Raw genomic sequence first — 13,642 nt, forward strand, 5'->3', positions numbered from 1 at the left:
GCCATGATTCGTATGCCTCTGGCTACCGCCAGTCTGCTGGCCATCGCTATTTCCCTCGCCGGTTGCGGCGAAGGCAAAGACAAGGCCGCCGCTCCGGCTGCACCGACGCCAGCCGCCAGCACCACCGCACCTGCGGCGGCGCCAGCCGCTGCCGGTAAAGTCGATGAAGCCGCCGCCAAGGCTGTGGTTGCGCACTACGCCGACATGGTCTTCGCCGTTTACAGCGATGCCGAATCCACTGCGAAAACCCTGCAGACCGCCGTCGATGCCTTCCTCGCCAAGCCGAACGCCGACACCCTGAAAGCCGCCAAGGCTGCCTGGGTCGCCGCACGCGTTCCGTACCTGCAGAGTGAAGTATTCCGCTTCGGCAACACCATCATCGACGACTGGGAAGGTCAGGTTAACGCCTGGCCACTGGACGAGGGTCTGATCGACTACGTCGACAAATCCTACGAGCACGCGCTGGGTAACCCGGGCGCTACCGCCAACATCATCGCCAACACCGAAGTTCAGGTCGGCGAAGACAAGGTCGATGTCAAAGACATCACCCCGGAAAAACTCGCCAGCCTCAATGAGCTGGGCGGCTCCGAAGCCAACGTTGCCACCGGCTACCACGCCATCGAATTCCTGCTCTGGGGCCAGGACCTCAACGGCACCGGCCCTGGCGCTGGCAACCGTCCGGCGTCCGATTACCTGGAAGGCGCCGGCGCTACTGGCGGTCACAACGATCGTCGTCGTGCTTACCTGAAGTCGGTGACCCAACTGCTGGTCAGCGACCTCGAAGAAATGGTCGGCAACTGGAAGCCGAACGTGGCTGACAACTACCGCGCCACTCTGGAAGCCGAACCGGGCGAAACCGGTCTGCGCAAAATGCTCTTCGGCATGGGCAGCCTGTCGCTGGGCGAACTGGCGGGCGAGCGCATGAAGGTCTCCCTGGAAGCCAACTCCCCTGAAGACGAGCAGGACTGCTTCAGCGACAACACCCACAACTCGCACTTCTACGATGCCAAAGGCATTCGTAACGTGTACCTGGGCGAGTACACCCGTGTTGACGGCACCAAAATGACCGGCGCCAGCCTGTCGTCGCTGGTGGCCAAGGCCGACCCGGCTGCCGACACCGCACTGAAAGCCGATCTGGCGGCTACCGAAGCCAAGATCCAGGTCATGGTCGATCACGCCAACAAGGGTGAGCACTACGACCAGTTGATCGCTGCCGGCAACACCGCTGGCAACCAGATCGTTCGCGACGCCATCGCGTCCTTGGTCAAGCAGACCGGTTCGATCGAAGCCGCTGCCGGCAAACTGGGCATCAGCGACCTGAACCCGGACAACGCTGATCACGAGTTCTGATCAACCGCGTCTGACTGAAAAAGGCGACCTTAGGGTCGCCTTTTTCATGTCTGCCAAACACAAAACCCTGCTTCAAGGTGTACCCAATATCAAGTGCACCACCAATCCCTGTGGGAGCGAGCTTGCTCGCGAAGGCGGCATTTGGCGCAACACCTGCAGAGCGACGAACTCCGCTTTCGCGAGCAAGCTCGCTCCCACAAGGTTTGCACTGGCCTTTAGGTTTGCTTCATATCAAGCAAACGATAATTCCTCTTATTCAAACCCACTCGCCCTGTTAGACTTTGCGCCTTTATTTTTGCCCGTCCGCAGGATGTCTGATGCCCTCGCTGCCTCTTCGCTTGTCCGCACTGTTGCTGGCCCTGGGCCTGAGTGCCTGCGATGACGCCCCGCGTTTCACCAAGGCCGAGCCCGGTGAAGCACGCTCGGGCGGTGCAGCGACCGTGCGCAAGACCGATCAGAATGCGTTCTCTCTGCCCTCGGCCAATCTGCCGCCGTCACGCCGGGTGGATTTCAGCGTCGGCAACAGCTTCTTCCGCAGCCCGTGGGTGATCGCCCCGTCGACGACCACCGCCCGCGATGGTCTTGGGCCAATGTTCAATACCAATGCCTGTCAGGGCTGCCACATCAAGGACGGTCGCGGTCATCCGCCACCGCCGGATGCGCCTAACGCGGTGTCCATGCTCGTGCGCCTGTCGATTCCCGACACGCCGGAATTTGCCAAGGTCATCGAGCAGGTCGGCGTGGTGCCGGAGCCGGTCTACGGCGGACAGTTTCAGGACATGGCGGTGCCCGGTGTCGCCCCCGAAGGCAAAGTGCGCGTCGACTACACGCCAGTGCCCGTGCGCTTCCGGGACGGCAGCGAAGTCGAACTGCGCAAACCGGTGTTGCAGATCACTCAACTCGGCTACGGGCCGATGCACCCGGACACGCGTTTCTCAGCCCGCGTTGCCCCGCCAATGATCGGCCTCGGCCTGCTGGAAGCGATCCCCGAAGAAGCCATCCTCGCCAACGCCGCTGCGCAAGCCAAAGCGAAAAACGGCATCCATGGCCGCCCCAATCAGGTCTGGGATGACTCGCTGCAGAAAACCGTCATGGGCCGATTTGGCTGGAAAGCCGGGCAACCGAACCTCAATCAACAAAATGTTCACGCGTTTTCCGGTGATATGGGCCTCACGACCAGCCTGAGACCCTTTGATGACTGCACCGATGCCCAAACGGCCTGCAAACAGGCACCGAACGGTAATGGCCCGAACGGCGAACCGGAAGTCAGCGATAACATCCTGCGTCTGGTGCTGTTCTACAGCCGCAACCTCGCCGTACCTGCACGCCGTGGCGTCAACGACGCAGAAGTGCTGGCCGGCAAGAACCTGTTTTTCCAGGCCGGTTGCGATTCGTGCCACACCCCGAAATACACCACCGCCGCCAACGCCGCCGAACCTGAACTGGCCAATCAGGTGATTCGCCCGTACAGCGATCTGCTGCTGCATGACATGGGCGACGGTCTGGCCGACCGCCGCACGGAATTCCAGGCCTCCGGCCGCGACTGGCGCACGCCGCCGTTGTGGGGCATCGGCCTGACGCAAGCGGTCAGTGGCCACACACAGTTTTTGCATGACGGTCGCGCACGCAATCTGCTCGAAGCGGTGCTTTGGCACGGCGGCGAGGCGAAAGCGGCGCAGCAACAGGTTTTGTCTTTCAATGCCGAGCAGCGTGCCGCGCTGCTGGCGTTTTTGAACTCACTTTAAACACTGATAAAGAATCGGGAGCCCGACATGTTCCGTCCCAAGCTACTGTTCACCAGCCTTGCCGCGCTCGCCCTCGGCGCCTGCTCGCCGCAGGATCCGCAGGCTGTTACCTCGGCGGCCATCGCCAAATCGGTGATCCTGCCGACCTACACCCGCTGGGTCGAGGCCGACAAGCAACTGGCCGTCAGCGCCCTCGCCTACTGCCAGGGCAAAGAAACCCTGGAGACCGCCCGCGCCGACTTCCTCCACGCGCAGAAAGCCTGGGCCGAACTGCAACCGCTGCTGATCGGCCCATTGGCCGAGGGCAACCGTTCGTGGCAGGTGCAATTCTGGCCGGACAAGAAGAACCTCGTTGGTCGTCAGGTCGAACAACTGGTCGTCGCGCAGCCACAAATCGACGCCGCCGCACTGGCCAAGTCGAGCGTGGTCGTGCAAGGCCTGTCGGCTTACGAATACATCCTCTTCGACGCCAAGCCTGACGTGGCCAACGCCGATCAGAAAGCCAAGTACTGCCCGCTGCTGATCGCCATCGGCGAGCGTCAGAAGCAACTGGCTGAAGAGATTTTGCAGAACTGGAACAACACCGACGGCATGCTCGCGCAGATGACCAAGTTCCCCAACCAGCGCTACGCCGACTCCCACGAAGCGATCGCCGATCTGCTGCGTGTGCAGGTCACCGCGCTGGACACCCTGAAGAAAAAACTCGGCACGCCAATGGGCCGCCAGAGCAAGGGCGTGCCACAGCCATTCCAGGCCGATGCATGGCGTAGCCAGTCTTCGCTGACTGCACTTGAAGCCAGCCTCGCCGCTGCCAAAACCGTGTGGGAAGGCGTCGACAACAAAGGCCTGCGCGGTCTGTTGCCGGCTGAGCAAAAGCCTTTGGCGGACAAGATCGATGCTGCCTACGCTGCTTCGCTGAAACTGTTCGACAGCACCCAGCGTTCGCTCGGCGAAATGCTTGAAGACGACGCCGGTCGTCAGCAACTCAACGACATCTACGACAGCCTCAACGTCGTCCATCGCCTGCACGAAGGCGAACTGGCCAAGGCGCTGGGCATCCAACTGGGCTTCAACGCCAACGACGGTGACTGATGAGGGCAACTGCCATGCTGCGACGCCAGGCTCTGACTTTAGGAAGTGTGCTGCTGGGAGCAGTGACGCTGGGCGGCTGGACGCTGTTCAAACGCAAGGATCAGAGCCCGCTGTTGCTGTCGGCGCGCGACGACACCGATGGCAGGCACTACGCCGTCGGTTATCGCCTGGACGGCACCCGCGTGTTCGCCACCGAAGTCGGCCAGCGTTGCCACGACATCATCAACCACCCGACGCAGCCGATCGCGCTGTTCGTCGCGCGTCGCCCGGGCACCGAGAGTTACCTGATCGACCTGCGCGACGGTAGGTTGCTGCAGACGGTGACCTCGCAGCCGAACCGGCACTTCTACGGGCACGCCGTGGTGCACAAGGACGGCGAATACCTGTACGCCACCGAGAACGACACCACCGACCCCGGTCGCGGTTTGCTCGGCGTGTACAAGTTCGAAGGGCAGCGACTGGTGCACAGCGGCGAGATGTCCACCCACGGCCTCGGCCCGCATCAGGTGTCGTGGATGCCCGATGGCGAGACCCTGGTGGTGGCCAATGGCGGGATTCGCACCGAGGCGGAAAGCCGCGTCGACATGAACCTCAACGCCATGGAACCAAGCCTGGTCTTGATGCAACGCGACGGCACACTGCTGAGCAAGGAAACCCTCGCCCAGCAGATGAACAGCGTGCGTCACCTGGGCATCGCCAGTGACGGCACCATCGTCGCCGGTCAGCAGTTCATGGGCGCGTCGCATGAGCGTTCGGAGCTGCTGGCGATCAAGCGTCCGGGGCAGCCATTCGTGGCGTTCCCGGTGCCGGAACATCAGTTGCAGTCTATGGGGCATTACACCGCCAGCGTTGCCGTGCACAGCGACTTGCGTCTGGTCGCGCTGACGGCGCCGCGTGGCAACCGTTTCTTTATCTGGAATCTGGACAGCGGCGAAGTGCGCCTCGATGCGCCGTTGCCCGATTGCGCGGGTGTCGGTGCGGTGAAGGACGGTTTTGTCGTGACCTCCGGTCAAGGGCGTTGCCGTTACTACGATTGCCGTCAGGATGAGTTGCTGGCCAAGCCGCTGGAGTTGCCGGCGGGGCTCTGGGACAACCATCTACACCTGATGGCCTGAACCCACCGCAAAAGATCGTCCCCCTGTAAGAACTGCCAGTTGGAATCCCCCCTGTACTCGGAGTAATGTGCCCGCCTGTCTCACCTGATTTATCCAAGGAACTGGAAATATGCTGCGTCGCCGCATGCTGATCATGTTGGGTGTTGTTTTGCTGATCGTCCTGGTGCTGGGCGGGTACAAAGCCTTTTCGATCTACACGATGATCCAGGGCTTTTCCAAGCCGAAACCGCCGATCAGCGTCGCCGTGGCCAACGCCACCGAGCAGCCATGGCAGATGCGTTTGCCCACCGTCGGCACGCTCAAGGCATTGCAAGGTGTCGAGCTGAGCCTGGAAGTCGCCGGCACCGTCACCGAACTCAAGTTTGAATCCGGACAGAAGGTCAAGGCCGGACAGCCGTTGCTGCAACTCGACAGTGCTGTCGAGACCGCCCTCCTCGAAACCGCCAAGGCTGATCTGGGTCTGGCGCAACTGGACTTCGGCCGTGGCGCGCAACTGGTCGACAGCCGCGCCATCTCCAAAGGCGAATACGACCGGCTCTCCGCCGTGCTGCAAAAGAACAAGGCCACGGTCAATCAGCTCAACGCTTCGCTGGCGAAAAAACGCATCCTCGCGCCGTTCAGCGGCACCATCGGTATCCGTCAGGTCGACATCGGTGACTACCTCGCCAGCGGCAGCAAGATCGCCACGCTGCAGGACCTGAGCAGTCTCTACGCCGACTTCTATCTGCCCGAGCAATCGGTGCCGAAACTGGCCATCGGTCAACCGGTGCAAATCTCGGTCTCCGCTTATCCCGGGCAAAACTTCGCCGGCAAGATCAGCGCGATCAACCCGATCGTTGAAAGCACCACGCGCAATATTCTGATCCGCGCCACGCTGGCCAACCCCGACGGCAAACTGTTGCCGGGCATGTTCACCAGCCTCGACGTGCTGCTGCCGGACCCGCAAAAACACATCGTCGTACCGGAAAGCGCGATCACCTACACCCTCTACGGCAACTCGATCTACGTGGTCGGGCAGAAGAAAGCCGAGGACGGCAGCGTCGAAAAGGATGACAAAGGCCAGCCGGTGCTGATCGCCGAACGCCGCTTTATCGAAACGGGTGAGCGCCGCGATGGTTTGGTGATGATCAACAAGGGCGTGCAGAGCGGCGAACAAGTGGTGACGGCTGGCCAGATCAAACTGGACAACGGCGCGCACATCGCCATCAGCGACGACAAGACCCTCGGCGAGCAGAACAGTCCGCCTCGCGCCGACTGATCAAGGAATCCCCATGGCTTTTACCGATCCGTTCATCCGCCGCCCGGTGCTCGCCACTGTGGTCAGCCTGTTGATTGTGCTGCTGGGTTTCCAGGCCTGGAGCAAGCTGCCGCTGCGCCAATACCCGCAAATGGAAAACGCCCTGATCACGGTGACCACCGCTTACCCCGGGGCCAACGCCGAAACCATTCAGGGCTACATCACCCAGCCGATGCAGCAGAGCCTGGCCAGCGCCGAGGGCATCGACTACATGACCTCGGTCAGTCGGCAGAACTTCTCGGTGATTTCGATTTACGCGCGCATCGGCTCCAACACCGACCGTTTGTTCACCGAGTTGCTGGCCAAGGCCAACGAAGTAAAAAACAAGTTGCCGCAGGACGCTGAAGACCCGGTGCTGAGCAAGGAATCCGCCGACGCCTCGGCGCTGATGTACATCAGCTTCTTCAGCAAGGATTTGAGCAACCCGCAAATCACCGACTACCTGTCGCGGGTGATCCAGCCCAAACTGGCAACGCTGCCGGGCATGGCCGAAGCGGAAATCCTCGGCAATCAGGTGTTCGCCATGCGCCTGTGGCTCGACCCGGTGAAACTCGCCGGTTTCGGCCTCAGCGCCAGTGATGTGACAAACGCCGTGCGCCAGTACAACTTCCTCTCCGCTGCCGGCGAGGTGAAAGGCGAGTACGTGGTCACGAGCATCAACGCCAACACCGAACTGAAATCCGCCGAAGCCTTCGCAGCGATTCCGCTCAAGGTCAGTGGTGACAGCCGCGTGCTGCTCAGCGATGTCGCACGGGTGGAAATGGGCGCGGAAAACTACGACTCGATCAGCTCCTTCGGCGGTACGCCGTCGGTGTACATCGGCATCAAAGCCACGCCGGGCGCCAATCCGCTGGACGTGATCAAGGAAGTGCGCAAGCTGATGCCCGAGCTGGAAGCGCAGCTGCCGCCGAACCTGAAAAGCGAGATCGCCTACGACGCCACATTATTCATTCAGGCCTCGATCGACGAAGTGGTGAAAACCCTGTTCGAAGCGGTGCTGATCGTCATCGTCGTGGTGTTCCTGTTCCTCGGCGCATTGCGTTCGGTGGTAATCCCGGTGGTGACCATTCCGCTGTCGATGATCGGCGTGATGTTCTTCATGCAGATGATGGGCTACTCGATGAACCTGCTGACGCTGCTGGCGATGGTGCTGGCCATCGGTCTGGTGGTCGACGATGCGATTGTCGTGGTGGAAAACATCCATCGCCACATCGAGGAAGGCAAGACGCCGTTTGATGCGGCGCTGGAAGGCGCGCGGGAAATTGCCATGCCGGTGGTGTCGATGACCATCACCCTGGCGGCGGTGTATGCGCCGATCGGTTTCCTCACCGGGCTGACCGGGGCGCTGTTCAAGGAGTTTGCGCTGACCCTGGCCGGCGCGGTGGTGATCTCCGGGATCGTCGCCCTGACCCTGTCGCCGATGATGTGCGCGTTTTTGCTGCGTCACGAGGAAAACCCCAGCGGCCTCGCGCATCGGCTCGATCGTATCTTCGAGAGCCTCAAGCGCCGCTATCAGAGCATGCTGCACGGCACGCTGAACACGCGCCCGGTGGTGCTGGTATTTGCGGTGATCGTGCTGTGCCTGATCCCGGTGTTCCTCAAGTTCACCAAGTCGGAGCTGGCCCCGGACGAGGATCAGGGCATCATTTTCATGATGGCCAACGCGCCGCAGCCGACCAACCTCGACTATCTCAGCACCTACACCGACGAATTCATCAAGATCTTCAAGGAGTTCCCGGAGTACTACTCCTCGTTCCAGATCAACGGCTACAACGGCGTGCAGGCGGGCATCGGCGGCTTCCTGCTCAAGCCGTGGAACGAACGCAGCCGCACGCAGATGCAGATCCTCCCCGAAGTGCAAGGCAAACTGGGCGCCATCCCGGGCCTGCAGATTTTCGGCTTCAACCTGCCCTCCTTGCCCGGCACTGGCGAAGGCTTGCCGTTCGAGTTTGTGGTCAACACCGCCAACGACTATGAACTGCTGCAGGTGGCAGACCGGATCAAGAAACGCGCGATGGAGTCGGGCAAGTTCGCTTTCGTCGATCTCGATCTGGCGTTCGACAAACCTGAAGTGGTGGTCGATATCGACCGCGCCAAAGCCGCGCAGATGGGCGTGTCGATGCAGGACCTCGGTGGCACCCTCGCCACCCTGCTGGGCGAGGCGGAAATCAACCGGTTCACCATCGAAGGCCGCAGCTACAAGGTGATTGCTCAGGTTGAACGGCCCTATCGCGATAACCCGGACTGGCTGAACAACTACTACGTGAAAAACACTCAGGGTGAGTTGCTGCCACTGTCGACGCTGATCAAGGTCAGCGACCGCGCGCGACCGCGTCAGCTCAATCAGTTTCAGCAGCTCAACGCGGCGAAGATTTCCGGTTTCCCGTTGGTCAGCATGGGCGAAGCCATCGACACGGTCTTGCAGATTGCCCGCGAAGAAGCGCCGGCCGGGTTTGCCTTCGACTATGGCGGCGCCTCACGCCAATTCGTCCAGGAAGGCAGTGCCTTGTGGATGACGTTTGCCTTGGCCCTGGCGATTATCTTTCTGGTGCTGGCGGCGCAGTTCGAGAGCTTCCGCGATCCGTTGGTGATTCTGGTGACGGTGCCGTTGTCGATCTGCGGGGCGCTGATTCCGCTGTTCCTCGGCTGGTCGAGCATGAACATCTACACCCAGGTCGGGTTGGTGACGCTGATCGGGCTGATCAGTAAACACGGGATTCTGATCGTCGAATTCGCCAACCAGTTGCGCAAGGACAAAGGCTTGACGGCGCGTGAAGCCGTTGAGGAAGCGGCAGCGATTCGCTTGCGCCCGGTGCTGATGACCACGGCGGCGATGGTGTTTGGCATGGTGCCATTGATTCTCGCCACGGGTGCGGGGGCGGTCAGCCGTTTCGATATCGGCATGGTGATTGCCACAGGGATGTCGATCGGCACGTTGTTTACGCTGTTTGTCTTGCCGTGCGTGTACACCCTGCTGGCGAAACCTGATCCCAAGCCAACCGCATAACCCCCTGTAGGAGTGAGCCTGCTCGCGATAGCGGTGTGCCATTCAAATCATTATTAACTGACAGGCCGCTATCGCGAGCAGGCTCACTCCTACACGGGATCTGTGTCGTCTCGGGCATAAAAAAAGGCCTCGCAACTGCGAGGCCTTTTATGTGGGCTTTGATCGGTTCAACTCTGCGGCCTCATCCCTTGAGAAAGTCCGAACATGAACAGCAACAAATCATGATCGGGTTTGGTCGCCACGGAGGCTTTCGCCACCCGTGGGACTGCGCAGTGGGCGTCGTCTACCGACGCGCCAACCACTTGCATGCGGGGCTGCTCCCAGGCAGCCACCGCCAATGAAGCAACTGCCAAGGCTCCAACCAAAAACAAACCTCGTGCAATTTCTAGTTTCATCGCTATAAACCTTTGATAGCGCTGCCAAACGCCGTCTCATAAAAGTAGACGAGTTTTTTCCAGTCCGCGTCGCGGAACGACGAATGGCGGCGCAATTGCTTCATGTCGTGGGAAGCGGCGCGATAGGCGGTCAGACGCTGGCGGCATTTCTCCAGATCGATCAAGGCCACCTCGACCTTGGCCGACTCGCCTTCGCCCGTCACGCGCACAAACACGTGTTTGATGTAGATGCAGCTGTGCTGCCAACGGCCCTTGTGCATGCGCGCCAGATTCTCGGCGAGGTCCTTGAGCACACGCTCGTAAACCACGTCGCCACACTGATCGCGACCACCGGCAGCCGCCAGCCAGTGTTCCAGTTCCTGGAAACCGTCCAGGGACTTGGTCACCAGCAGCGCGCGCCATTTGTGCTGTGGATCAGGCTGGGCGCCGCAGAAAACGATTTCTGGCACGCGCACACCAAGCTTGCTGACGCCGGTCAGCGCGTCGAGCTCACGCAGCACAGTGGGACGGCCAAAAGGGTGCAACCAACTGCGATAGATATGACCGGTCTGGCGCTTGGCATACAGCAGTTGACCATCGCGCCCCACGACCCTTTGCACGCCACTTTCGCCACCGCGTCGAACGTTGGGTTCTTCCACCCACTCGCCACGCTGGTTCCAGTAAAAGTCAAAGCGATCTTGCGGAGCGACATCCGTTTCTGCTGCAAATTGCACTGCCATCCTGTTACCTCTTGCGTAATACGTAAACCCGCCACATGGCGTAGAGCGGAATAAAGTCCAGTTGTTCCTGAATCCGAAAACCTGCCTCCTCGAATTCCTTTTCCACCGTAGCGGCCGGTAACACAAAGCGATTCTGATACTCGCGTTTGTCACGGTTGCGCTCGGCTCGCTGGCGTTTCCAGGCTTTGAAATTGCCATCTACCCACAGCGAAACGATCACACTGTCGCGGGTGACGCGCTCGAATTCGCGCAGAATCGCCCGGCGATGCTCGGCTTCACCGATGTGGTGGAGCAGACGCATGCAGAAAATGCTGTCGACGGCGTTGTCAGGCAAGGCAATGTCGAAGGCAGATGTGTGCAAGGGTTGTACCCGTTTCACCACATCGGCCGGTTGCGACTGCATGGCCGTCTTGATCATCGACTCGGAATTGTCCGCGCCGATAATCACCCGGTTGGCCTTTTCGCCCAACAAGGGCCAGAAACGCCCGGCACCGCAAGGCAGATCCAGCACCAGTCCCGGCTCACCCACCGACGCCAGCGCCTTGCGGGCCAGTTGTTCGTCACGCCAATGAGAGAGACGCCGTCCAAGGCTTTCTTTGTGCTTGCGCAGGTATTTCTGCGCGTGTTGATCGTCGTACTTCTCGGAAAAATCGAGTTTGATCGGACCGGCCATCACCTGGACTCCTGAATTGCTGATGTCACCACCTTAAGGAGCGGCGTGTCAGCGTCAGGTCATCCATTTGTGAAAAAAATGTCCGGTAAACAGACAAATTATTACAGCGTTATACAGGATTTAGACAGGAAGGAGGGAGTAGCATCGAGCCACCCCGTGCGTCAGATTTTGCCCAGATCCACCTCGAAGCGGCAGCCATTGGGTTCCATCGTGCTCAAGCTGACAGTCCAGCCCTGGTTCTCGCAGATCCGCTGAACCAGCGATAACCCCAGCCCCAGACCTTCGCCGCGTTTCTCGCTGCCACGTACGAAAGGCTCGAACATGGCTTCGCGTTTTTCTTCCGGAATGCCGACACCGGAGTCCTCCACCACGAAACCGTTGCCGTTGAGCGTCAGGCGAATAAAGCCCTTCTCGGTGTAGTGGCAAGCGTTGCGCAACAGGTTGCCCATCACCGCGGTCAACAACGTTGCGTTGTAGCAGGTGGTCGGTGGATTACCCGGCGCGAACTGCAAGGTCAACCCTTTGCTTTCGATCGGCTCACGCCACACGCACAACAGACTGTCCGCCACTTGCGCAAGATTCTGTTGCGGCGCCGAACCGGCATCTTCGCGCTGGGAGCGGGCGAGCATCAGGAAGGTCTGCACCAGTTCGCGCATTTCCTCACTGGCCCGGGCAATGCGCTCGACCTGATTGCGCCCCCGCTGATCGATGGCCGGGTTTTCCATCAGCAGTTCGCAGGAACTGGCCAGCACCATCAACGGCGTGCGCAATTCGTGACTGACATCGCTGGTGAACAATCTTTCACGGGTCAGCGCCTGACGCAGGCGTCCCAGCGTGGCATCGAACGCCACGGCCAGCTCGCCGACTTCGTCTGCCGCATAATCCGGCGCCAGCGGCGGTGCCAAGCCGAGCAACTGGTCGCGATGGCGCACTTGCCGGGCCAGCCGCACCACCGGTGCCATCACCTTGCGCGCCAGCACCCAGCCGAGGAACACCGCCAGCGCCAGACTGAGCACAAAGCCCACCAGCACCACGGCAAACAGCACGCGCTCACGCTCTTCGAAATCGCTTTGATCCTGCAGCAGCACATAGCGCCGACCGTCGACGATCTCGACCATCGCGTGATACGACAGCTGCTCGCGGAACACTTCATGGAAACCCGCATCGAGGTGACGCAGATCCTTGGGCAGTTCGAAATCCCCCGGGCCACCGCTGAAATAGAACAACTGATCCGGTTCCGGGCGATGGCTCCAGTCCGAGACGTTGTCCATCAGCAGCAGGCGCTGCAAATCGCCGCCCAGCCCCGCCGAAATCAGTTTTTCTTCCACAAGGTGCACGGTCGCGACGATGCCCATGGCAAAGGCGCCGGCCACCAGTGCGCTCATCAGTGCAAAGGCAATGATGATCCGCTGGGAAAGGCTTTGCTTAAACTCCATCACGCCCCTCGGCCAAGCGATAACCGACGCCGTGCACGGTGTGCAGCAGTGGCTTGGCGAACGGTTTGTCGATCACCTGACGCAATTGGTGCACGTGGCTGCGCAAGCTGTCGCTGTCCGGGCAATCATCCCCCCACAGTGCCTCTTCGAGAATTTCCCGACGCAGCACGTGCGGACTCTTCTGCATCAACACTGCCAGCAGCTTGAGGCCGACCGGGTTGAGCTTGAGCAACTTGCCTTCGCGGGTGACTTCCAGCGTGTCGAGGTCATAGCTCAGATCTCCGACCTGCAACGCCCGGCGTCCGCCACCCTGGGTACGCCGCATCACCGCTTCGACGCGCGCGGCCAGCTCGGACAAGGCGAAGGGTTTGACCAGGTAGTCGTCAGCCCCGGACTTGAAGCCCTGCAGACGATCGTCGAGTTGATCGCGGGCGGTCAACATGATCACCGGCGTGTCCCGACGAGCGTCTTCGCGCAGGCGTTTGCACAGGGTATAGCCGTCGATGCCCGGCAACATGATGTCGAGCACGATCAGGTCGTAATGCTCGGTGGCCGCCAGATGCAGGCCCGACAGACCGTCCTGGGCGCAATCGACGGTATAGCCCTTGAGACCCAGATAATCGGCCAGGTTGGCCAGGATATCGCGGTTGTCTTCGACCAATAGAATTCGCATGGGCACTCCTCCGTACACAGTAACGGCCGTCATGGCCCGCGCAGCTTAAGGCCAGATTCAGCTCAGAGCTAGGGCTGAAAGCCTCGTCAATCAACTCTCTCGAGCAAATTCAAACCTTAACGAGTTTTTCACTATTGGTT

At 60.7% G+C, this 13,642-nt stretch carries 11 protein-coding genes; 6 read left to right on the forward strand and 5 right to left on the reverse strand.

Features of this window, described 5'->3' with window-relative positions:
• The first annotated feature begins 3 nt into the window (after positions 1 to 3).
• From ACWR1S_RS06935 to ACWR1S_RS06960, 6 genes are all read left to right on the forward strand, one after another.
• Positions 4 to 1,350 carry an imelysin family protein gene (locus ACWR1S_RS06935; RefSeq protein ID WP_007918935.1) on the forward strand — a complete coding sequence of 449 codons (1,347 nt, stop codon included), beginning with the start codon at positions 4 to 6 and terminating at the stop codon, positions 1,348 to 1,350.
• Positions 1,351 to 1,667: 317 nt separating this feature from the next.
• On the forward strand, positions 1,668 to 3,095 hold the full coding sequence (locus tag ACWR1S_RS06940; protein ID WP_454562934.1) for a di-heme oxidoreductase family protein: 1,428 nt from the start codon (positions 1,668 to 1,670) through the stop codon (positions 3,093 to 3,095).
• A 27-nt stretch (positions 3,096 to 3,122) separates the two neighbouring features.
• Positions 3,123 to 4,187, forward strand: a complete 1,065-nt coding sequence (locus ACWR1S_RS06945) for an imelysin family protein (RefSeq protein WP_454562935.1) — start codon at positions 3,123 to 3,125, stop codon at positions 4,185 to 4,187.
• 14 nt (positions 4,188 to 4,201) lie between these two features.
• Entirely contained in the window at positions 4,202 to 5,302 is a 1,101-nt protein-coding gene (locus tag ACWR1S_RS06950) for a DUF1513 domain-containing protein (RefSeq protein WP_454562936.1), read from the forward strand.
• 109 nt (positions 5,303 to 5,411) lie between these two features.
• Positions 5,412 to 6,560, forward strand: a complete 1,149-nt coding sequence (locus ACWR1S_RS06955; RefSeq protein ID WP_454562937.1) for an efflux RND transporter periplasmic adaptor subunit — start codon at positions 5,412 to 5,414, stop codon at positions 6,558 to 6,560.
• Between the two features lie 13 nt (positions 6,561 to 6,573).
• Positions 6,574 to 9,606 carry a multidrug efflux RND transporter permease subunit gene (locus tag ACWR1S_RS06960; protein WP_454562938.1) on the forward strand — a complete coding sequence of 1,011 codons (3,033 nt, stop codon included), beginning with the start codon at positions 6,574 to 6,576 and terminating at the stop codon, positions 9,604 to 9,606.
• Positions 9,607 to 9,773: 167 nt separating this feature from the next.
• On the opposite strand, the gene ACWR1S_RS06965 is transcribed toward ACWR1S_RS06960, so the two are convergent.
• The 5 genes from ACWR1S_RS06965 to colR form a co-directional block, all read right to left on the reverse strand.
• Positions 9,774 to 10,001 (reverse strand): hypothetical protein, encoded by a 228-nt coding sequence (locus tag ACWR1S_RS06965; protein ID WP_034153490.1) that lies wholly within the window; start codon positions 9,999 to 10,001, stop codon positions 9,774 to 9,776.
• A 2-nt stretch (positions 10,002 to 10,003) separates the two neighbouring features.
• Positions 10,004 to 10,720, reverse strand: coding sequence for a lipopolysaccharide kinase InaA family protein (locus ACWR1S_RS06970; RefSeq protein ID WP_007916599.1), 717 nt, complete (start codon positions 10,718 to 10,720; stop codon positions 10,004 to 10,006).
• 4 nt (positions 10,721 to 10,724) lie between these two features.
• Entirely contained in the window at positions 10,725 to 11,393 is a 669-nt protein-coding gene (locus ACWR1S_RS06975) for a class I SAM-dependent methyltransferase (RefSeq protein WP_093430559.1), read from the reverse strand.
• 161 nt (positions 11,394 to 11,554) lie between these two features.
• On the reverse strand, positions 11,555 to 12,829 hold the full coding sequence (locus tag ACWR1S_RS06980; RefSeq protein ID WP_454562939.1) for a sensor histidine kinase: 1,275 nt from the start codon (positions 12,827 to 12,829) through the stop codon (positions 11,555 to 11,557).
• Positions 12,819 to 13,502, reverse strand: a complete 684-nt coding sequence (gene colR, locus ACWR1S_RS06985; protein WP_007953224.1) for a two-component system response regulator ColR — start codon at positions 13,500 to 13,502, stop codon at positions 12,819 to 12,821. The genes ACWR1S_RS06980 and colR overlap by 11 nt, the downstream gene beginning before the upstream one ends.
• Positions 13,503 to 13,642: the final 140 nt, after the last annotated feature.

The organism is Pseudomonas sp. AIG (assembly GCF_977020205.1).